This is a genomic window from Methylobacterium sp. EM32 (assembly GCF_040593685.1).
Taxonomy (GTDB): Bacteria; Pseudomonadota; Alphaproteobacteria; order Rhizobiales; family Beijerinckiaceae; genus Methylobacterium.
In genome coordinates this window covers 79,248-97,583 of record NZ_JBEXZS010000008.1, presented here as the reverse complement: position 1 = coordinate 97,583, position 18,336 = coordinate 79,248, and the positions used below count along the sequence as shown (strand labels likewise).

Annotated in this window: 20 protein-coding genes and 1 tRNA gene; 7 read left to right on the top strand and 14 right to left on the bottom strand. The window is 71.4% G+C overall.

Annotated features, from left to right (window positions below):
* Positions 1 to 31: 31 nt before the first annotated feature.
* Together ABZT49_RS01930 and ABZT49_RS01925 are read right to left on the bottom strand one after the other, a co-directional pair.
* A complete protein-coding gene (locus ABZT49_RS01930) occupies positions 32 to 1,003 on the bottom strand; it encodes a PDR/VanB family oxidoreductase (protein WP_355282284.1) in 972 nt (323 codons plus the stop codon).
* Positions 1,004 to 1,009: 6 nt separating this feature from the next.
* A complete protein-coding gene (locus ABZT49_RS01925) occupies positions 1,010 to 2,101 on the bottom strand; it encodes an aromatic ring-hydroxylating dioxygenase subunit alpha (protein ID WP_355282282.1) in 1,092 nt (363 codons plus the stop codon).
* Positions 2,102 to 2,395: 294 nt separating this feature from the next.
* Here ABZT49_RS01925 and ABZT49_RS01920 point away from each other — a divergent pair, with 294 nt between their 5' ends.
* Entirely contained in the window at positions 2,396 to 3,301 is a 906-nt protein-coding gene (locus ABZT49_RS01920) for a helix-turn-helix domain-containing protein (protein WP_355282279.1), read from the top strand.
* Between the two features lie 70 nt (positions 3,302 to 3,371).
* Here the strand turns inward: ABZT49_RS01920 and ABZT49_RS01915 are convergent.
* Positions 3,372 to 3,447, bottom strand: a tRNA-Asn gene (locus ABZT49_RS01915).
* Positions 3,448 to 3,525: 78 nt separating this feature from the next.
* Complete coding sequence (locus tag ABZT49_RS01910) at positions 3,526 to 3,960, bottom strand: hypothetical protein (RefSeq protein WP_355282277.1); 435 nt, start codon at positions 3,958 to 3,960, stop codon at positions 3,526 to 3,528.
* Positions 3,961 to 4,185: 225 nt separating this feature from the next.
* On the opposite strand from ABZT49_RS01910, the gene ABZT49_RS01905 reads away from it, so the two are divergent.
* Both ABZT49_RS01905 and ABZT49_RS01900 read left to right on the top strand, forming a co-directional pair.
* On the top strand, positions 4,186 to 4,545 hold the full coding sequence (locus ABZT49_RS01905) for a hypothetical protein (RefSeq protein WP_355282274.1): 360 nt from the start codon (positions 4,186 to 4,188) through the stop codon (positions 4,543 to 4,545).
* Positions 4,546 to 4,548: 3 nt separating this feature from the next.
* On the top strand, positions 4,549 to 7,056 hold the full coding sequence (locus ABZT49_RS01900; RefSeq protein WP_355282271.1) for a PBP1A family penicillin-binding protein: 2,508 nt from the start codon (positions 4,549 to 4,551) through the stop codon (positions 7,054 to 7,056).
* Between the two features lie 55 nt (positions 7,057 to 7,111).
* On the opposite strand, the gene ABZT49_RS01895 is transcribed toward ABZT49_RS01900, so the two are convergent.
* Positions 7,112 to 7,666 (bottom strand): hypothetical protein, encoded by a 555-nt coding sequence (locus tag ABZT49_RS01895; protein WP_355282269.1) that lies wholly within the window; start codon positions 7,664 to 7,666, stop codon positions 7,112 to 7,114.
* A gap of 219 nt (positions 7,667 to 7,885) precedes the next feature.
* Between ABZT49_RS01895 and ABZT49_RS01890 the strand changes: the two genes are divergently transcribed.
* Together ABZT49_RS01890 and ABZT49_RS01885 are read left to right on the top strand one after the other, a co-directional pair.
* Complete coding sequence (locus ABZT49_RS01890; RefSeq protein WP_355282266.1) at positions 7,886 to 8,170, top strand: type II toxin-antitoxin system HicA family toxin; 285 nt, start codon at positions 7,886 to 7,888, stop codon at positions 8,168 to 8,170.
* Positions 8,167 to 8,538 (top strand): type II toxin-antitoxin system HicB family antitoxin, encoded by a 372-nt coding sequence (locus ABZT49_RS01885; RefSeq protein WP_355282263.1) that lies wholly within the window; start codon positions 8,167 to 8,169, stop codon positions 8,536 to 8,538. Before ABZT49_RS01890 ends, ABZT49_RS01885 begins: the two co-directional genes overlap by 4 nt.
* A 121-nt stretch (positions 8,539 to 8,659) precedes the next feature.
* Here the strand turns inward: ABZT49_RS01885 and ABZT49_RS01880 are convergent, their stop codons facing one another.
* Together ABZT49_RS01880 and ABZT49_RS01875 are read right to left on the bottom strand one after the other, a co-directional pair.
* Positions 8,660 to 8,794: a hypothetical protein gene (locus tag ABZT49_RS01880; protein WP_280142275.1), complete on the bottom strand. Its 135-nt coding sequence runs from the start codon at positions 8,792 to 8,794 to the stop codon at positions 8,660 to 8,662.
* Between the two features lie 114 nt (positions 8,795 to 8,908).
* Positions 8,909 to 9,136: a hypothetical protein gene (locus ABZT49_RS01875; protein WP_355282260.1), complete on the bottom strand. Its 228-nt coding sequence runs from the start codon at positions 9,134 to 9,136 to the stop codon at positions 8,909 to 8,911.
* Between the two features lie 261 nt (positions 9,137 to 9,397).
* On the opposite strand from ABZT49_RS01875, the gene ABZT49_RS01870 reads away from it, so the two are divergent.
* Positions 9,398 to 9,616 carry a DUF6894 family protein gene (locus tag ABZT49_RS01870; RefSeq protein ID WP_355282257.1) on the top strand — a complete coding sequence of 73 codons (219 nt, stop codon included), beginning with the start codon at positions 9,398 to 9,400 and terminating at the stop codon, positions 9,614 to 9,616.
* Positions 9,617 to 10,065: 449 nt separating this feature from the next.
* Here the strand turns inward: ABZT49_RS01870 and glyS are convergent, their stop codons facing one another.
* Positions 10,066 to 12,180, bottom strand: coding sequence for a glycine--tRNA ligase subunit beta (gene glyS / locus ABZT49_RS01865; RefSeq protein WP_355282255.1), 2,115 nt, complete (start codon positions 12,178 to 12,180; stop codon positions 10,066 to 10,068).
* A gap of 77 nt (positions 12,181 to 12,257) precedes the next feature.
* The gene (locus tag ABZT49_RS01860) at positions 12,258 to 13,205 is read right to left on the bottom strand and encodes a glycine--tRNA ligase subunit alpha (RefSeq protein ID WP_355282252.1); all 948 of its coding nucleotides are present in this window, start codon (positions 13,203 to 13,205) and stop codon (positions 12,258 to 12,260) included.
* Positions 13,206 to 13,396: 191 nt separating this feature from the next.
* On the opposite strand from ABZT49_RS01860, the gene ABZT49_RS01855 reads away from it, so the two are divergent.
* Entirely contained in the window at positions 13,397 to 13,612 is a 216-nt protein-coding gene (locus ABZT49_RS01855; RefSeq protein WP_355282249.1) for a hypothetical protein, read from the top strand.
* A gap of 121 nt (positions 13,613 to 13,733) precedes the next feature.
* Here ABZT49_RS01855 and ABZT49_RS01850 read toward each other — a convergent pair whose 3' ends face one another.
* The 5 genes from ABZT49_RS01850 to ABZT49_RS01830 all read right to left on the bottom strand — a co-directional run bounded on the left by ABZT49_RS01850 (position 13,734) and on the right by ABZT49_RS01830 (position 18,220).
* Positions 13,734 to 14,618 (bottom strand): SDR family oxidoreductase, encoded by an 885-nt coding sequence (locus tag ABZT49_RS01850; RefSeq protein ID WP_355282246.1) that lies wholly within the window; start codon positions 14,616 to 14,618, stop codon positions 13,734 to 13,736.
* A 101-nt stretch (positions 14,619 to 14,719) separates the two neighbouring features.
* The gene (gene yacG, locus ABZT49_RS01845; protein ID WP_355282244.1) at positions 14,720 to 14,926 is read right to left on the bottom strand and encodes a DNA gyrase inhibitor YacG; all 207 of its coding nucleotides are present in this window, start codon (positions 14,924 to 14,926) and stop codon (positions 14,720 to 14,722) included.
* A gap of 19 nt (positions 14,927 to 14,945) precedes the next feature.
* On the bottom strand, positions 14,946 to 15,593 hold the full coding sequence (locus ABZT49_RS01840) for a Maf-like protein (protein WP_093567752.1): 648 nt from the start codon (positions 15,591 to 15,593) through the stop codon (positions 14,946 to 14,948).
* A 190-nt stretch (positions 15,594 to 15,783) separates the two neighbouring features.
* Positions 15,784 to 17,166, bottom strand: coding sequence for an MFS transporter (locus ABZT49_RS01835; RefSeq protein WP_355282241.1), 1,383 nt, complete (start codon positions 17,164 to 17,166; stop codon positions 15,784 to 15,786).
* Positions 17,167 to 17,362: 196 nt separating this feature from the next.
* Positions 17,363 to 18,220, bottom strand: a complete 858-nt coding sequence (locus tag ABZT49_RS01830; protein WP_355282238.1) for a shikimate dehydrogenase — start codon at positions 18,218 to 18,220, stop codon at positions 17,363 to 17,365.
* Between the last annotated feature and the right edge of the window lie 116 nt (positions 18,221 to 18,336).

Below are 18,336 nucleotides of genomic sequence, written 5' to 3'. Positions count from 1 at the left end.
GAGGGTGTCGCAGGCGTCGGCTCGACCTGCCTCACCCCGCCCGATCGGCCGTATCGATGGTGATCCCGCCGCCCACCACCCGCGACACGCAGGTGCAGAGCTGGGCGTTCGTCACCTTCTGCGCCTCGCTGAAAAAGACATCGCGGTGATCCACCGTGCCGTCCGTGTCCAGGATCTTCACCGTGCACAACCCGCACTCGCCGCGCCGGCAATCGTGGATCATGCCGACGCCCGCCGCCTCCAGGGCCTCCAGCATGGTCTGGTTGCGCGGAACCACGATCTCCTTCGACAGGCGCGGGATGCGGACCGTGAACGGCTCGGTGGCGTGGCGGCCGCCGGTGCCGAACGTCTCGAACCGCAGCTCTTGCGCCGGGCGGCCGGCCTCCGCCCAGGCCCGGCGAGCGGCCTCCATCATGCCGAACGGCCCGCAGACATACGCCTCGGCGCCAGGAGCCAGATCCGCGATCGCGCCGGCCAGGTCGATCCGCCGGCTCTCCTCGTCGAGGAAGACCTCCAGCCGGTCGCCGATCCGCGCCTGCAGGCTGTCCGCCAGCGCCAGGTCCCGCCGGGTCCGGGCGGCGTAGAGCAGGCGGAAGGGCGCGCCGGCCTGGTGGAGCGCCAGCGCCATGGCGTGGAGCGGGGTGATGCCGATGCCGCCGGCCACCAGGAGATAGCCGGGCTTGCCCAGGGTGAGGCCGAAATGGTTGCGGGGACCCGAGATGCGGAGCCGCGCCCCGGGCTCCAGCCCGTGCATGTAGGCCGAGCCGCCGCGGCTGTCGGGCAGCCGCTTCACGGCGATGCGGTAGACCCCGTCCGCCCCGGAATCGATGAGCGAGTAGGAGCGGGCGTCCGGCCGCTCGCCGATCATCACCGCCACCCCGAGATGGCTGCCGGGCGCCGCCGGCGCGGCGCGTGTCGACGGTTCGATCTCCAGGAGGCGGATGTCGGGCGTCAGCGCCCGGGTGGTGCGCAGCCGCGCGGGGAGCCAGTCGGTCGGGGCCATGGCACGCTACTCCGCCGCCACGCCGACGGGCTTCGTGTCGGATGGGGCTTCCTTGGGCGCCTCCTTGGCGATCATCCCGTCGATCAGGCGGTGGGCCCACAGGGAGCCGGCATCGATGTTGAGGTTGTAGAACGGCTGGCGCGGCTGGCGGTCGATCGCCCGCTGCTGGGCCTCCAGCACGTCGTGGTCCTGATCGTAGACGCCCTTGCCGTCGTTGACGTGGGCCCGGTTGAGGCTCTTCGTCAGCTCCTCGTCGTCGGTGCGCCAGCTACGCACGAAGTTCCAGAAATAGTGGCAGCTCGTGGCGGTCTCCGGCGTGATCGCCGCGAGGAAGAAGCCGTTGACGCCCTGGCTCCGGTCGCCCTGGCGGGCGCCCGTGCCGGTGACCGCCACCCCGACATCGCCCGCCACCACCGTCGGTGCCTCGAACCGGATGATCTGCCAGCGGTCGACGTGGTGGCCGGGCTTGCCCAGGTTCCGGGCCCAGAACGGCGGCGGCTCGATGTTCTCCATCCAGCGCTCCACGGTCACGTGCCGATCGGTGTGGGTCACCTCGAACGGGCTGCGGGTGATCGCCTCGTCGCCGATGCTCCCGGCATGGACGTAGGTCTCGTGGGTCAGGTCCATCAGGTTGTCGATGACCAGCCGGTAGTCGCATTTCAGGCTGTAGAAGGTGCCGCCCTCGCCGACCCACGGCGCGTCGCTGTTCCAGTGGAAGTCCGGCACGAGGTCGGGATCGGCGAGCGCCGGGTCGCCCATCCAGAGCCAGATCAGGCGGTAGCGCTCCACCGCCGGGAAGGCGCGCACGCAGGCCGAGGGGTTGATGGTCTCCTGCGCCGGCATGAAGGTGCAGCGGCCCGCCGCGTCGAAGACGAGGCCGTGATAGCCGCACATCACCTGGTCGCCCTTGAGGTGGCCGAGGGACAGCGGCATCAGCCGGTGCCAGCAGGCATCCTCCAGGGCCGCGACGGCGCCGTCGGTGCGGCGGTAGAGCACCACGTCCTTGTCGCAGATCCGCCGCGGCGTCAGCGCCCGGCCGATCTCGTGGTCCCAGGCCGCGGCGTACCAGGCGTTCAGGGGAAAGCCCTTGTCGCTCATCGTTTCCTCCGGTGTCGGGACCTCGCGGGTCTTGTCGCCGCGCGGAGGTCCGTCGTAGGTGCGAAAAACTTGGCCGTATCCGGTCGCCGGCTCCGGTCGTCGCCGAAGACCCGCGGGCCGGGCGGGCATGTTGCGCCGCACAAGAGTTTCGCCAGCCGGATCAGCAGCTTGGAACTGGTCCGGTTCGATGCTCCGACGCTACCGGCCACGGCCCGCCCGGACCATGGACGCTCCCCGGAATTTCTTGGACGGATCCGGCGCCGCGCCCTACCCTCGGACCGGGAGGAGCGAACGATGCAGACGCGGCGGGAGCGGCCGATTCCGGTGTTTCGCCTCTACGGCGAGACCGCCGAGACCACGGTGCCGAGCTTCGTCCATGCCGAGCGGATCGGCACCAGCGCGGCCCTGCACGATTGGGAGATCGCGCCCCACCGCCACGGCGCGCTGACGCAGGGGCTCGTCGTCACGCGCGGCCACGGCGCCCTGTCGCTGGATGCGCGGCGCGAGGACTTCTCCGCCCCGTGGCTGATCTGGGTGCCGTCCGGCGTGGTGCACGCCTTCTCGTTCCGGCCCGGCACCGACGGCGTGGTCCTGTCGCTCGCCGACGACTTTTTGGCCTCCGTCCTCGATCCCGATCCGGAGGCGGCACCCTTGCGCGCCACCGCCGAGGCGGCGTTCAGCGGGCGGCCGGGCTCGCCGGAGGAGATCGACCTCGACCTCGCGGGTCTCGTCGAGACGCTCGGACGGGAGGCCGCCGGCGCCCTTCCGGGAGCGGCGAGCGCGGTGGCAGCCCTGGCGAAGCTCCTGGTCATCGGCCTGCTGCGCACCCGCGCCGCCCGCGCCATCACCGAGCCGGCGGCGCTCGCCCGCGCCGACCTGCACCGCCGCTTCCGCCGCCTCGTCGAAGCGCACCTGCGCGAGGGCTGGCCGGTGGCGCGCTTCGCCGCGGCGCTCGGCGTCAGCCCCGACCGGTTGCACGCCGCCTGCACCGAGGCGGTGCGGCGCTCGCCGCAAGGCATCCTGCACGACCGGCTGATGCTGGAGGCCAAGCGCAGCCTGATCTACACCACGCTGCCGGTCTCGAAGATCGCCTTCGATCTCGGCTTCAACGATCCGGCGTATTTTTCGCGGTTCTTCGCCGCCCGTGCGACGCTCAGTCCGGCGGCGTTCCGTCGTGCGCATCGCGGCGAGGAGGCCTGACGGCAGGGCAGCATCGCGGGCGATCAGTGCGCAACCGCGGAGTCCGGATCAATTGTCAGGAGAAGGAAAGTGGCTCCCCGAGTAGGACTCGAACCTACGACAAGGCGATTAACAGTCGCCTGCTCTACCAACTGAGCTATCGGGGAACGCTGCCGGCCCTGTTCGGCGCCGACGAGGGCTTATTAGCCAGTTCACTCGATCGGCGCAACCCCGATGTGACGGGGTCAGCGCGGCGGGCAGGCCGCGCCGAACGGGCCGACCACGAGGTCGCCGTCGCGGGGGTTGTTGAGCACGAACGGCTCGGTGCCGCCGAAGCCGAACCCCATCAGGCCGAGGTCGTAGTAACAGCGGTCGAGGACGGCCGTGAACGTGTAGCTGTCCTGCGCCACCGGCGGTCCCGCCGGGACGAGGCGCCCGCGCGGCCCCCGCGCCGCGCAATGGGCCGCGATGTCGACCCGGCCCGGGGCGAGCATGCGGATCGAACGCGAGGAATGGGGCGGGATGCCGACGCTCGGGCCGCCGTTGCGGCTCGCCACCGCGAAGTAGGGCGAGCGATTGATGACGCGCCGGACGCAGCCGGCCTCCGCCGCGCTGATGCCGCCGGCGAGCAGAGCCGCCGCCGCCGACCACCGATAGAGCCGCTTCATGCCCGGCCGCATGGCTGTTCGCCTCTCTTCACCGCGAAGGACCTCGTGACACTGACAACCTAACGCACCGGTGCGGAACGGCCAGGCTTCGGCCGGTCGCGAGGCTCCCGACCTGGAACGGAACGGCAGAGCTTGGCGTTGAGTTCCGTTCCCGCGCGTGGCGACGGCACCAAGGTGCCGGGCCACGCCGACCCCGACCTGATTTCATCCTCGTCTGGATCCCCGCCCGGAGCCCCGATGCGCATTCGTTCCCTGCTGCTGGCCCTGTTCCTGCTCACCGGCCTCGGCGGTCTCGCCGGCGCCTCGCCGCTGATGCCGAGCGCCGCGGTCACCACCGCCCTCGACCAGCCCTCCACGGTCGAGACCGTGCGCTGGCGCCGCCACCGCCACTGGCACCGGCGGCACTGGCATCGCCGCCACTGGCACCACCGCCGCCACTACCGTCGCCACTGGCACCACCGGCGGCACTGGCACCATCGCCGCCATTACGGGCGACATCATTATCGCCGGCACCGCCACGGCATCCGCCGGCTGCATTTCAGCCGCCCGGCCGCCCGGCCGGTGCGCTGGATCGAGCCGCGTCAGGCCGGACGCTGAGCCTTGAGCGAGCGGCCGACCGAACCTAAGCCCGACGGGCGCCCCCGCGACTGGCTCGACCTCGGCGGGGCGGGCCGGCCGGCCGCGCCGGAGGAACCTTCATCGAAGGGAGCGCCGCCGGAGGGGCGGTTCGCGGGGGTCTCCCGCGCCGCCGCCAGGTTCGGGGCGCGGCTCGGCCCGGCCGCCCGATCCGGCGTCTCGCGGGTGCGGGCGGGCGCCGCCCGCCTCGCCGACCATCCCGCGGCCCGGCGCGCCGCCACCGCGACGGCGGCGGCCTGGCGTCCCGTCGCCGCGCGCGCCCGGCTTGTGCCGTGGCTGCGGGTGACGGGGGCGGCCGCCGCCCTCGCGGCCGGCTTCGTCCTGGCCTACTCGGTCTATGCCCTCGCGACCCTGCCGGTGAATGGCGGGCTCACGGTCGAGCCCACCGCCTCCGCCCTGGTGGTGCGCGCCGCCGACGGGCAGGCCTTCGCCACACGCGGCGTCATCAAGGGCGCGAAGCTGGCGCCCAAGGAGGTGCCGCCGGTCCTCGCCAAGGCGATCGTGGCGATCGAGGATCGCCGCTTCTACGAGCATCACGGAGTCGACCTGCGCGGGCTGTTGCGCGCGGCGTTCCGCAACGCCGCCGCGGGCGGCACGCGCGAGGGCGGCTCGACCCTGACCCAGCAGCTCGTGCGGATGAGCTACCTGTCGCAGGACCGCACCCTGAAGCGGAAGGTGCAGGAGGCGGTGCTCTCCCTGTGGCTCGAATCACAGCTGCCGAAGGACGAGATCCTCACCCGCTACCTCAACGCGGCCTATTTCGGCGCCGGCGTCTACGGCGCCGACGCGGCGTCGCAGCGCTATTTCGGCAAGCCGGCCAAGGACCTGAGCCTGAGCGAGGCCGCCATGCTGGCGGGCCTCGTCCGTGCGCCCTCGCAGCTCGCCCCCCACCGCAACCTCGACGGCGCGCGGGGCCGCGCCGCTCAGGTGCTCGACGCGATGGTGGAGACCGGCGCGGTCACGAAGGCGGAGGCCGACGCGGCCAAGCGCGCGCCCGCCACCGTCCGGGTGCCGACGGAGACGCCGGTCGGCACCAACTACTTCGTCGACAACGTCGCCGATTCGGTCCGCACCCTGATCGGCGCCGGGCCGGCGGACGCCACCGTGCGCACGACTCTCGACCTGACGCTCCAGAACATCGCCGAGAGCGTGCTTGCCCGCCGCCTCGACCAGGACGGCGAGCGGCGCAAGGTCTCGCAGGGCGCGCTGGTGGCGATGGCGCCGGACGGGGCGATCCTCGCCATGGTCGGCGGGCGCGACTACGCCGACAGCCAGTTCAACCGGGTCACCCAGGCCAAGCGCCAGCCGGGCTCGCTGTTCAAGCTGTTCGTGTACCTGACGGCGCTGCGCGAGGGGTATCGTCCCGATTCGACGATGATGGACCGCCCGACGCAAGTGGGCGAGTGGGAGCCCGAGAATTACGGCGGGCGCTACCGCGGCGCGGTCACCTTGCGCACGGCCTTCGCCCATTCGATCAACACCGTGGCGGTGCAACTCGCCGAGGCGGTGGGGATGCCGGCGGTGATCGAGACCGCCCGCGGCCTCGGCGTCACCTCCGACCTGCCGAACCTGCCGAGCCTCGCCCTCGGCTCGGCCGAGACCACGCTCCTCGAGATGACCCGCGCCTACGCGGCAGTGGCGGCGGGCGCCGAGATCATCGAGCCCTACAGCGTGCGCCAGATCCTCGCCCGCGACCAGGCGCTCTACACCCGGCCGCAGACCGCGCCACCTCCCGCCCGCGACCAGCAGGCGCGCACCGCGATGCTCGACCTGCTCAGCGCCGTGGTCCGGGAGGGCACCGGCAAGAACGCCCGGGTCTCGGTGCCGGCCGGGGGCAAGACCGGCACCACCCAGGACAGCCGCGACGCCTGGTTCATCGGCTTTGCCGGCGACCTCGTGGTTGGGGTTTGGCTCGGCAACGACGACAACTCACCGATGGCCGGCGTCACCGGCGGCGACATGCCGGCCCAGATCTGGCACGACTTCGTCGCCCAGGCGCTGGCGGCCCGGGCCAAGGCGGCCAAGAGCGAGGCGGGTAAAGGTGACGCGGCCAGGCCCGAGACGGCCCGCCAGGGGCCCGGACCCTCCCCGCTGCCGCAGACGGCGAGCATCGCCGAACCGGAGGCCGATCCGCGCACGCGCGATCCGGCCGGCCGCGCCGTGCTGCGCGGCAGCCCGGCGGTGGTCGATACCGGCACCCTCGATTTCGACGGCCGCACGGTGCGGCTGGCCGGGGTCGATGGGCTGTCGGGCCGCAACGCCCGCGAGCTCGGCCGCTACCTGCGCCGGCGCGACGTCGCCTGCGCGCCGGCGGGGGAGGGGGGCGCCTATCGCTGCTCCCTCGACGGGCAGGACCTGTCCGAGCTGATCCTGTTCAACGGCGGTGGCCGCACCAGCGCCGACGCCACGCCGGACCTGCTCGCCGCCGAGGAGCAGGCCCGCTCGAACCGGATCGGGATCTGGCGGCGCTGAACCGGTCCGGGGCGACCTGTCGGGGCTCCTTGCCCGGGCTACGTGTTGGCTGGGGCTATCTGGCCTTGAGGCAGGGAGCGAGCGCCGCTTTGAGCCGGCCGGCATCGGCGGCCGAGATCGGCACCGTGACGAGGATCGGGGCGTCGCCCTTGCGCGGGCTGTCCTGGCGCCAGCGCAGCTCTCCCGGCCCGGCGCTGGCGGCCCCCGCGACCGCCCTGATCGGCCGGAGCCCGGCCGCCTCGCCGCGCAGCGACACGGCGACGCCGAGGGAGAAGGTCGTGCCGTCCACGGCGACGGCGCCGCTGGCCGGCAGGCGCACGGCTTGCGCGACCGTGATCTCGGTCAACGGCGTGCGGGTGCCCGTCGGGCCTTCGAAGGCGCCGAAATCGAAGCGTTTCTCCAGGGACTCGAAGTCGGGGATGCCGAAGCCGATCGACAGGGCGCCGGTCTGGTTACGCGACCGCGTCGTGGTGCAGCCGAACGCCATCGCGACCGTCCGGCTCTCGGGGCCGATTACCGCCTTGCCGGGCAGCATCACCTCGGCGGCGAGGGCGGTGCCGCTCCAGGCCATGGCGGTCAGCAGGAGGAGGGGCCTCCGAGGCGTCATCATCAATGTCTTCGGCGCGCGTGACGATCCTGCCGGGCTACAGGCGCCGGAAAGGGCGCGCCAGCCGGAGCGCACGTTCTCCATCTCGTCCGAATCGCGGCGTCGCGGGCTGCGTAAGGAATATGCTTGCAGAAAGTGCTTGCAGACCGGGCTCTACGGCACTCATATGTCTGCCGCGTGATGCCCGCAATTGGCTCCTGCTGGAGACGGTATCACGGGTCCGTGCGCGACTCGAACGGTGGTGATCGCCGCATGAACGGTAGGCAGATCCGCACTCTCGAAGCCGTCTTCGCCGACCCGATATCGAGAACCATCGCGTGGTCCGATCTCGAAGGGCTGCTGCTGGCGGCAGGGGCAGTCCTCGTCGAGGGCTCCGGTTCACGGGTGAAATTTAGGAAGGGAACGCTTGTCGCCGCTTTCCATCGCCCGCACCCTGCCAAAGAGGCCAAGCCTTACCAAGTGCGGGACGCTCGCGAATTTCTCGTGAAAATCGGAGTGATGCCATGAACAATACGCTGACCTACAAGGGTTTCGTCGCCCGGGTCGAGTTCAGCGCCGAGGACAGCGCTTTCGTCGGCCGTATCGCCGGGATCAACGACATCATCGGTTTCCACGCCGAGAGCGTGCCGGATCTGACCAGCGCCTTCCACGAGGCGGTGGATGACTACATTGAGACCTGTGCCCAGATTGGCAAGGCACCCGAGAAAGCGTTCTCTGGCAAGCTCATGGTGCGCATCGATCCGGAGGTCCACGCCCGGGCTGCACGGGAGGCCGAACTTGCCGGCAAAAGCTTGGCCCAATGGACCGAAGACGTGCTGCGGAACGCGGCGAATGCGCGGTCCGGTGCAAAATCAGCCGTTCGCCGAAGTGCTTGATCACCGAATCGGGGCGCGGCATCGCGCTCCGCACGAGAAAGCTCATCGGAGCCGTCGAGACGATCTGACGGCAGGACAGAGGCAGCGGAGCATCGCCAGGATCACCCCGCCGCCACCCGCGTCAGATCAGCATCGCGTTGAGCGCCACCGTCAGGGCCGCGCCGACGACGGCGAAGCCGAGTAGCGTGACACTGCTGACCTGATCGACGGAATCGATGTCGTGGCCGGTGCGGTGCTCGGGGGCATTGGCGGACATGGGCGTCTCCTCATCGGTTGTGTCCCGGGCCAACACCCCTCGGGCCCCGCGGGATCGACCGCGCCCCGGCCGCGTATTGCCGCAGGAACGGGCTTCAGCCGAAAGGCGACGGGACTAATGCCCGGGGCTCTCGTGCCCGTGGCTGGTGCCGATCACGCAGAGCGCCAGGCCCGCGATGCCGCCGAGGGTGCCGATCGGGGTCTGGTACCGCCAGGAGGCGTAGTAGCCGGCGCCGCCGATCACGATGCCGAGAAGGGTCAGCCCGATGCTGCGGGCCGAGGCCCCGGGCTTCTCCGGATGGCCCCGTCTCTCGGGGTGCGCGCGGGCGGAATCATGCTGCATCGTCGGCCTGCCTTCGCCGCGCCGTGGGGCCTCGGCCGCCTGGGGCGGCGGGAGCAGGGGGGCGGCTGCCCTCTCCCTTCGGAGGAACGCGGCAGGCGCGGAATCGCTCACGCTTGGTGGCGCAACTCGCCTTTTCCCTGACATGCCAGCCCGGAACCGGGCTGGTAACGTTCAGAAATCGCCCTCGCAACCGACCGGGCGCGGGCCGACCGGTGACGGCCGAGCCGCACCCGCCCCGTCCCTCGGACCGTGGTCAGCCTCATGACGCAGCGCTACTTCTTCAACCTGGTCGGCCCGGCGCGTGCGATCGAGGACCCGACGGGCGTCGAGGCCGCCACGCCGGACCAGGCTGAGGCCGAAGCGCGGGCGGTCGTCGCCGAGATGCGAGCGAGCGGCGAGCTGCCGCTCCTCGGAGACGACTGGCAGCTCGAGATCCGCGACGGCGTCGGCCGGCTGGTGCGCTCAATTCCCCTCGGTTGAGGCGCCGGATCCCGCCTGCTTCAGGACCTGCCGCACGTGCGCGCGAATCTGCGCGCCCGTCGCGGCCTCGCCTCCGGCATCGCCCGGCACGCGCGCGTCGTTCCGGCCGTCCCCATGCGGCGCGGATGTGTCCGGCGTCGGGGGAGCCGCCTGCTCCGTGGGTCGAGCCTTACCGCCGAGCGCCATCGTGGCTGTCTCCTGCCTTGCGTCCCCGGTCCGGCGGCCGGGCGCCCGCGCGGGAGTGAACGACCGTCCGCAGCACCTCGCGGTGCGTGGCGGCACAGGTGATCTCCCCCGCCGACGCCGTGCGCCGAACTTTCCTGTTGATGAGAATCGAACCTGTTCAGTTTGTACCGGCTCTCGGCGCCGACAAACAATGAAAAAGTCGTAAAAGCGTTCCCTGGCGAAGTGCTGAGGCTCTTCTGCAACGCATCCTATGTTAATAAGCCTCAGCGGCCCTCGCCGCCGATGCGGGAGAAGTCCGCCACCTCACGGGTCGCCGCCCGCAGGGCATTGAGCAGGGCGAGGCGGTTGGCGCGCAGACCCGCGTCCTCGGCATTCACCGTCACCGTGTCGAAGAAGGCGTCGACCGGCGCGCGCAGGGTCGAGAGCGCCCGCATTGCCCCCTCGAAATCCTCCGCAGAGACCGCTCGGGCCGCCTCGGCCCCGGCCGTCTGCAGGGCGTCGGCGAGCGCGGCTTCCTCGGGCAGGCTCAGGAGGGCCCGGTCGGGCGCCGCGTCGTAGGCGCGGCCGTCCTTCTTCTCCTCGATGCGCAGGATGTTGGCGGCGCGGCGATAGCCGGCGAGCAGGTTCCGGCCGTCCTCGGTGTCGAGGAAGCGGCCGAGTGCCTCGACCCGGCGCACCACCATCAGCAGGTCGTCCTGACCCGGGAGCGCGAAGACGGCGTCGATGAGGTCGTGGCGCGCGCCCTGGTCGCGCAGGTAGACCTTCAGCCGGTCGGCGAAGAAGGCCAGGAGATCGTCCGCGAAGGCGTTCGAATCGTGGCCGTGGCCGGCCGCCGCGGCGGCGATCTGCGCCCGCAGGGGCAGCCGCGCCTCGCTGGCGAGGATCAGCCGGATCACGCCGAGCGCCGCCCGCCGCAGGGCGTAGGGATCCTTGCTGCCCGTCGGCTTCTCGTCGATGGCCCAGAAGCCGACCAGCGTGTCGAGCTTGTCGGCGAGCGCCACCGCCACCGAGACCGGCTCGGAGGGCACCCGGTCGCTGGGCCCGAGCGGCTTGTAATGCTCCTCGATCGCCGCGGCGACCGCCGGGGGCTCGCCCTGCTCGGCCGCGTAGTAGCGGCCCATCAGGCCCTGCAGCTCGGGGAACTCGCCGACCATCTCGGTGACGAGGTCGGCCTTGGCGAGGCGGGCGGCGCGCTCCGCCAGCGCTGCATCGGCCCCGACGACCGGCGCCAAGGCCCGGGCGAGGGCCGCGATGCGCTCCACGCGGCTGGCCTGCGTGCCGAGCTTCTCGTGGAACACTATGCTCTCGAGCCTCTGGAGCCGGTCTTCCAGCCGCACCTTGCGGTCGGTCTCCCAGAAGAACGCCGCGTCGGAGAGGCGCGCGCGCACCACCCGCTCGTTGCCCGCGACGATCGCCGCGCCGCCGTCGGAGGCGACGAGGTTCGAGACCAGGATGAAGGCGTTGGCCAGGCGCTCGCGCCCGTCCGGGCCGGGAGCCCCGCGGAGCACGAAGCACTTCTGGTTCGCCCGGATCGTGGCGCGGATCACCTCCGGGGGAATCGTCAGGAATCGCTCGTCGAAGGCGCCCATCAGGGTCACCGGCCACTCGACGAGGCCCGCCACCTCCTCCAGCAGGCCCTCGTCCTCGACGAGGTCGAGGCCGCGGGCGAAGGCGAGGTCGCGGGCGTCGTGCAGGATGATGTCCTTGCGCCGGTCCGCGTCGAGCACCACGAAGGCCCGCTCCAGGGCCGGCAGGTAATCGGCGAAGCGGCGCACCTCGATCGGTTGCGGCGCCAGGAAGCGGTGGCCGTGGGTGGTGAACCCCACCTCGACCCCCTCGATGGCGAAGGGCACCACCTCGGGCGTCTCGGTCTCGGGGCCGAAGCTCGCCACGATCGAGTGCAGCGGGCGCACCCAGCGCAAGGAGCCCGGCTCGCGGGAGGCCGCGCCCCAGCGCATCGATTTCGGCCAGGGGAAGCTCTTGACGATGGCCGGCAGGATCTCGGCCAGGACTTCGATCGTCTCGCGGCCGGGCCGCTCGATCACCGCGACGTAGAACTCGCCCTTCTTCGGGTCGGAGACGATTTTCGCCTGATCGAGGCTCGTGAGGCCGGCGCTCTTCAGGAAGCCCTGGACCGCGCCCTCGGGGGCGCCGACGCGGGGTCCTTTGCGCTCCTCGCGCACGTCCTGGCCGCGGGGCGGCAGGCCGGCGACGTGGAGGGCGAGGCGGCGGGGCGTCGCGAAGGCCTTGGCGCCTTCGTAGAGGAAGCCGCGCTCGACCAGCGCGTCGGTGACGAGCTTGCGCAGGTCCTCGGCCGCGCGCCGCTGCATGCGGGCGGGGATTTCCTCGGAGAAGAGTTCGAGCAGCAGGTCGGGCATCGGGCGGCCTCAAGGCCCTCCGTCGGGAGGGCCAGGAATGAGGAGGGGATAATCGAGGGCGGGTTGCGGCGGAGGCGTCAGGCGACCGGCGCCTCGGCGAGGCCGCCGGCCTCGGTGCGCCGCCAGGCCTCGCCGCAGGCTTTCGCCAGCTCGCGCACTCGCAGGATGTAGCTCTGGCGCTCGGTCACCGAGATCACCCCGCGCGCGTCGAGCAGGTTGAAGACGTGGCTCGCCTTGATGCACTGGTCGTAGGCCGGCTGCGCCATGCGGTGGCGGGCGTCGTTGCCTCCCGGCCCCGGTTCGCCGGCCTTGAGGTAGGCGCGGCAGGCGGCCTCGGCGTCGCGGAACTGCCGGAAGAGCATCTCGGTGTCGGTGGCCTCGAAATTGTGGCGCGAGTATTCCTGCTCGGCCTGCAGGAACACGTCGCCGTAGGTGACTTTCTCGTCGCCCTCGCGGCCGTTGAAGTTGAGGTCGTAGACGTTCTCGACGCCCTGGACGTACATCGCCAGACGCTCGAGGCCGTACGTCAGTTCGCCCGCCACGGGTGCGCATTCGAAGCCGGCGACCTGCTGGAAGTAGGTGAACTGGCTCACCTCCATCCCGTCGCACCAGCATTCCCAGCCCAACCCCCAGGCGCCGAGCGTCGGGCTCTCCCAGTCGTCCTCGACGAAGCGGATGTCGTGAAGCCTGAGATCGACCCCGATCGCCTTCAGCGAAGCAAGGTACAGCTCCTGGAGGTTCGGCGGGTTCGGCTTCAGGATGACCTGGAACTGGTAGTAGTGCTGGAGCCGGTTCGGGTTCTCGCCGTAGCGCCCGTCCTTCGGCCGGCGCGAGGGCTGGACGTAGGCCGCCTTCCAGGGCTTCGGGCCGAGCGCCCGCAGGGTGGTGGCCGGGTGGAACGTGCCCGCGCCCACCTCCATGTCATAGGGCTGCAGGATCACGCAGCCCTGCGCGGCCCAGAACCGCTGGAGCGTCAGGATCAGCCCCTGGAACGAGCGGGTCGGCTGAAGGTCGGCGTCGGTCATGGTCGTAACGCTTGCGGCTCGGGCGGATCTCGCCGCGACCCTTGGGAACCGGCGGCGCCCGAGTCAAGCGCGGGTGCGCCCCCGCACGATCGCGAAGCTCGGCCGGAACCGAAAAACGGTCAAGCTCGTTGACAGTACAGATCGGAGCACACGACGCCCGCCGGGGCGCTAAGACTTCAGGGAGACTGTCCGTGACCCACCGCCTGACCTTGGTCGCCGCCGCCGCGCTCCTGTCCCTGGTCGCGACCCCGCTGGTGGTGCGGGCGGGCTCGGACGGACCGAAGGCCGAGCCGGCGCCCGCCATCGCCGAGGTCGCCCGGCCCGTCGCCGCCGAGGCGCCGGCCCCCGTCTGCCGGTCGGTGCGGGTGGTCTATGCGGGTTATGCGGCGCCAGCCTGCGGGCGGTAAACGCTCTCTCTACGAATCCGATACCCTCCGGGTCATCCCGGGCTCCGCTTTCGCGGCCCCGGGATGACCCTGTGCGTTGGATAGCGTCGGCTCAACCTGCCGATTTGCGCAGTCCGGCGCCTCACAGCACCGGCATCGCCCCCGCCACCGTCACCAGCGCCCCCGACGTGTAGCTGCTCTCGTCCGAGGCCAGCATGACGTAGGCCGAGGCGAGCTCCGCCGGCTGGCCCGGGCGGCCGAACGGGACCTGGCTGCCGAAGGATTTGACGGAGTCCTCCTCCATCCCGGACGGGATGAACGGGGTCCAGATCGGGCCCGGCAGCACGCCGTTGACCCGCACGCCCTTCTCGGCGAGCAGCTGCGCCAGGCTCAGCACTAGGTTGCTCAGAGCGCCCTTGGTGGCGCTGTAGGCGAGCAGCGACGGCATCGGGTGCTTGGAGTTCACCGACGAGGTGAAGATCACCGAGGCGCCAGGCTTCAGGTGCGCCATCGCCGCCTTGGTGACAGTGAACGACCCGAACACGTTCGTGCGGAAATGCTCCTCGAAGACGTCCTCGTCGAGCGAGGCGATGTCCTGGTTCGGCTGCTGGAAGGCGCCGTTGTTCACCACCACGTCGAGGCGGCCGAAGGTCTCGGCGGTGCGGGCGACGATCTCGCGGCCGTAAGCCCGCTCCTTGAGGTCGCCGGGCAGCAGCAGGGCGCGGCGCCCGGCCTTCTCGACCCAGCCCGCGACGGCCTCCGCGTCGCCCTGCTCGGAGGGCAGGTAGGAGATCGCCACGTCGGCGCCCTCGCGGGCATAGGCGATCGCGACCGCGCGGCCGATGCCGGAATCGCCCCCGGTGATCAGCGCCGCCCGGCCGGTGAGCTTGCCCGAGCCCTTGTAGCTCGCCTCGCCGTGGTCGGGCTCCGGCTTCATCCGGCCCGTGAGGCCCGGGAAGCTCTGCGGCTGGCCCTCGAAGGGCGGACGGGGATGCTTGGTGAGGGGGTTGGGGAAGTCTGACGACATGGGGGAGGTGTCTCCGGCGGTCGGGAGGTCGGGCCGCCGTCAACCGGGAAGGCCCCCGGCCGTTCCCTGCTCTCCCTCAGTATCCCCTCACGCCTCGTCGCTCAGTCCTCCCGCGAGCCGTCGTCCTCGCCCAGGCTACCTTGGCCGAGCGCATCGTCCTCCCGGCCGGGGATGGCGTAGCGCCCGCTGAGCCAGCGCTGCAGGTCCACGTCGGCGCAGCGCTTGGAGCAGAACGGCTTGAACTCCGGCACCGCCGGCTTGCCGCAGATCGGGCAGGCCGGCGCCTTGGCGTCCTCGGTCGTCGTCATGCGCGCCTCTTCGTCCGTGTCAGGCCGCGTCGCGCCAGGCGCCGCGGACCGGGAAGCCCTCGCCCTCGAGCAGCCCGACCGTCTCGTAGAGCGGCAGGCCGACCACGGCGCTGTAGGAGCCGACGAGCTTGACCACGAAGGAGCCGGCGAGCCCCTGGATCGCGTAGCCCCCGGCCTTGCCGCGCCACTCGCCGCTGGCGAGGTAGCTGTCGATCTCACGCGCCGAGAGGCGCTTGAACCGCACCCGGCTCTCGACCAGGCGCTCGCGCGGCCGCTCCTTCGGGCCGACGACGCAGACCGCCGTGTAGACCCGGTGGGCCCGGCCGGAGAGCAGCCGCAGGCAGGCCGCCGCCTCGTCGGTCACCTCGGCCTTCGGCAGGATGCGCCGGCCCACCGCCACCACCGTGTCGGCCGCCACCACGTAGCCGTCGCGCAGATCCTCGGTGCCGCGCGCCGCCGCTACCGCCACGTCGAGCTTGGCCCGGGCGAGCCGGCGCACCAGGTCGCGCGGCTTCTCGGATTTCAGCGGCGCCTCGTCGAGGTCGGCCGGCAGCAGGGCGTCCGGCTCCAGCCCCGCCTGCTGCAGGAGCGCGAGGCGCCGGGGCGAGGCCGAGGCGAGGACGAGCTTCGGGCGCGCGGCCTGCGGGATCGGGGAGGTCTCGGTCATGGGCGCCCGTGTGTCGAAGGGGATGCACTGCCCGATGCCCTATCTGGCCGGCGAAATCCAGCATCGCGGGTCCGCGCACAGGACCCGCGCGCCGCCGGCCGGAACGGAAACGGGCCGGGCGCCCTTCCGCGCCCGGCCCGCAACCCGTGTCGTGGCCGGCCCGGGATCGCGTCCCGGGCCGGATCGTCCGTCAGGCCATCGCCTGGTTGCGCAGCCGGTCGTACTCGGCCTGCGGCAGCGGCACCGCGCGGGGCTGGCCGAGGTCCTTCATCGGGATCCGGTAGGTCTCCCGGGCGCTGAAGGCCGCCACCGCCGCCACCGCGGTGATCGCCAGGGCGATCGACCCGATGGTGAGCGGGATGTTGGTCGAGCCGGGAGGCGCCACGGTGGCGAACAGGGCCGGCAGCATCGCCGTGATGGCGGTGCCGACGTTCTGCGAGATCGCCATCGCGGAGACGCGGGTGCGGGTCGGGAACAGCTCGGGGAAGAAGCTCGGGAAGACCGCGTTGTAGCCCTGGTAGACCACGCCCCACATCAGCAGCGACATCACGATCGCCAGCGGCACGTTGGCGATGCTGATGGCATACAGGTAGCCGAAGGACAGCAGGCCCGAGCCCAGCGCCCCGACGATGATCGGCGGGCGCCGGCCGATCCTGTCGGACAGGTTGCCGACCATCGGGATCACCACCACCGCCAGGATGTTCCCCAGCACCGGGATCCAGAGATAGACGTCCTTGTGGAAGCCGACGCCGTAGGCCGCCTGCACCGCGTAGGCGGCACCGAAGATGGTGGTGACGACCGGGATCACGTTCATCAGCGCCATGCACACCACCCGCAGCATGTCGGGCCAGGAGGTGGCGAAGGCCTCGACGATCGGCGCGCGGGCGACCTCGCCCTGCTTCTCCTCCGCGGCGAAGGCTGGGGTCTCGTCGACCTCGCGGCGGATGATGTAGCCGACGATGATGACGACGAAGCTCAGGATGAACGGGATGCGCCAGCCCCAGGTGTTGAAGGCCTCGGTCGGCATGTAGGCGGCGAGGGGCAGGAAGACGGCGGCGGCGAGGATCTGGCCGGCCTGGACGCCCTGCAGGGTGAAGCTGGCGAAGAAGCCGCGGCGGCCGAACGGGGCGTGCTCCATGGTCATCGAGCTGGCGCCCGAGATCTCGCCGGCGACGGCGAAGCCCTGGATCAGGCGCAGGATGACGAGGAGGATCGGGGCGAGGATGCCGACCTGGCTGTAGGTGGGCAGGAGGCCGACCGCGATGGTCGAGAAGCCCATCAGGAACATGCAGAGAACGAGCACCTGCTTGCGGCCGTGGGTGTCGCCCCAGTGGCCGAGCACGAAGGCGCCGATCGGCCGGCTGACGTAGCCGACGCCGTAGGTGGCGAGCGAGGCCACGATCGCGACGGTCGGGTTGTTCGACGGGAAGAACAGCTGCGGGAAGATCAGCGAGGCCGCCGTCGCGTAGATGAAGAAGTCGTAGTATTCCAGCGCCGAGCCGATCCAGGCGCTCGCGGCGGCCTTCTTGGATTGCTGACGGTCGTGGACGTGATCGCCTGGTACCGCACTCATCGGGTGTTCCTCCGCTGTCACACAGGATCTGTGCCGCCTTTGGGGCTTTTATCCCCTTGGGTCAGCTTGGTTTTTGTTCGAGGGTAGCGAGACGAATGGCGTAAAGTAAAGATCAATCAAAACCGATTGCGCGCAATTCCATATCCGTCCCCGAAAAGCAAGGGCACGGCCGAGCTTGCGCGTGGGACGTCGCGCGTCAGGCGGCGAGCGGCGCCACCGCGCGGTCGAAGGCCCGCTCCATCGCGGAGGCCGGCGCCTCGCGCCCGGTGAACAGCGCGAAGGCGTCGAGGGCCTGGTGGATGGCGAGTTCGCGCCCGGTCATGGTGCGGGCGCCGATCCGGGCGGCCTCGGTCAGGAGCGGCGTCCAGAGCGGGGAATAGACCGCATCCGTCACCCACATCTCCGGCCGGAGCAGGCGCAAGGGGACCGGCGTGCCGCGATCCGGCAGCATGCCGACCGGCGTGCCGTTGACGAGGCCGCGCGCGCCCTCGACCGCCTCCTCGACGCTGCGGCAGACCCGCACCCGCGCATGGCCTTCGAGCGCGGCCGCCACCGAAGCGGCCTTGGCCGGATCGGCATCGACGAGGCGGATCTCGAGGCCGGGAAAGCCCGCGAGCGCCACCGCCACCGCCTTGCCGACGCCGCCGGCGCCGATCAGCGCCACCGGGCCCTCCGGGCTCGGCCCGAAGGCCTGCCGCAGGGCGCGGGCGAAGCCCGTCATGTCGGTGTTGTGGCCGGTGAGCCGTCCGTCGCGGACCACGATCGTGTTGACGGCGCCGACGGCGCGGGCGCCCGGCGACAGCGCGTCGAGGAGCGGCAGCACCCTCTCCTTGTAGGGATAAGTCACGTTGACGCCCGAGAAGCCGATCGGGGCGAGCGACGACAGCAGGGTCCGCAGCTGCGCGGCATCGAAGTTCGGCACGTCGATGAGCTGGTAATGGGCCCGCAGGCCGACCGCCTCGGCGGCGGCCTCGTGCATCGCCGGCGAGGCGGAATGGGCGATCGGCGATCCGATCAGCCCGAGCAGGACGGGTCTGGCATGCCCGTGAGCCATGGTGCGAGGCCCTTCGTTTCCGTGCCCGCCCGCGGCGAGCTCTCCCTTGGGCTGCACGATATCTCCACCCCGCCCGCCTCCCGAATACCAAGTTGCGCGCCGATCGTAACATCATG

Bases quoted from the DNA above. Each gene is read 5' to 3' on its own strand.
- ABZT49_RS01910 (WP_355282277.1), bottom strand. From the start codon at position 3,960: ATGCGGCCGGGCATGAAGCGGCTCTATCGGTGGTCGGCGGCGGCGGCT.
- ABZT49_RS01920 (WP_355282279.1), top strand. From the start codon at position 2,396: ATGCAGACGCGGCGGGAGCGGCCGATTCCGGTGTTTCGCCTCTACGGC.
- ABZT49_RS01830 (WP_355282238.1), bottom strand. From the start codon at position 18,220: ATGGCTCACGGGCATGCCAGACCCGTCCTGCTCGGGCTGATCGGATCG.
- ABZT49_RS01925 (WP_355282282.1), bottom strand. From the start codon at position 2,101: ATGAGCGACAAGGGCTTTCCCCTGAACGCCTGGTACGCCGCGGCCTGG.
- ABZT49_RS01880 (WP_280142275.1), bottom strand. From the start codon at position 8,794: ATGTCCGCCAATGCCCCCGAGCACCGCACCGGCCACGACATCGATTCC.
- yacG (WP_355282244.1), bottom strand. From the start codon at position 14,926: ATGACGACGACCGAGGACGCCAAGGCGCCGGCCTGCCCGATCTGCGGC.
- ABZT49_RS01850 (WP_355282246.1), bottom strand. From the start codon at position 14,618: ATGTCGTCAGACTTCCCCAACCCCCTCACCAAGCATCCCCGTCCGCCC.
- ABZT49_RS01875 (WP_355282260.1), bottom strand. From the start codon at position 9,136: ATGCAGCATGATTCCGCCCGCGCGCACCCCGAGAGACGGGGCCATCCG.
- glyS (WP_355282255.1), bottom strand. From the start codon at position 12,180: ATGCCCGACCTGCTGCTCGAACTCTTCTCCGAGGAAATCCCCGCCCGC.
- ABZT49_RS01835 (WP_355282241.1), bottom strand. From the start codon at position 17,166: ATGAGTGCGGTACCAGGCGATCACGTCCACGACCGTCAGCAATCCAAG.
- ABZT49_RS01885 (WP_355282263.1), top strand. From the start codon at position 8,167: ATGAACAATACGCTGACCTACAAGGGTTTCGTCGCCCGGGTCGAGTTC.
- ABZT49_RS01870 (WP_355282257.1), top strand. From the start codon at position 9,398: ATGACGCAGCGCTACTTCTTCAACCTGGTCGGCCCGGCGCGTGCGATC.
- ABZT49_RS01905 (WP_355282274.1), top strand. From the start codon at position 4,186: ATGCGCATTCGTTCCCTGCTGCTGGCCCTGTTCCTGCTCACCGGCCTC.
- ABZT49_RS01930 (WP_355282284.1), bottom strand. From the start codon at position 1,003: ATGGCCCCGACCGACTGGCTCCCCGCGCGGCTGCGCACCACCCGGGCG.
- ABZT49_RS01840 (WP_093567752.1), bottom strand. From the start codon at position 15,593: ATGACCGAGACCTCCCCGATCCCGCAGGCCGCGCGCCCGAAGCTCGTC.
- ABZT49_RS01895 (WP_355282269.1), bottom strand. From the start codon at position 7,666: ATGATGACGCCTCGGAGGCCCCTCCTCCTGCTGACCGCCATGGCCTGG.
- ABZT49_RS01860 (WP_355282252.1), bottom strand. From the start codon at position 13,205: ATGACCGACGCCGACCTTCAGCCGACCCGCTCGTTCCAGGGGCTGATC.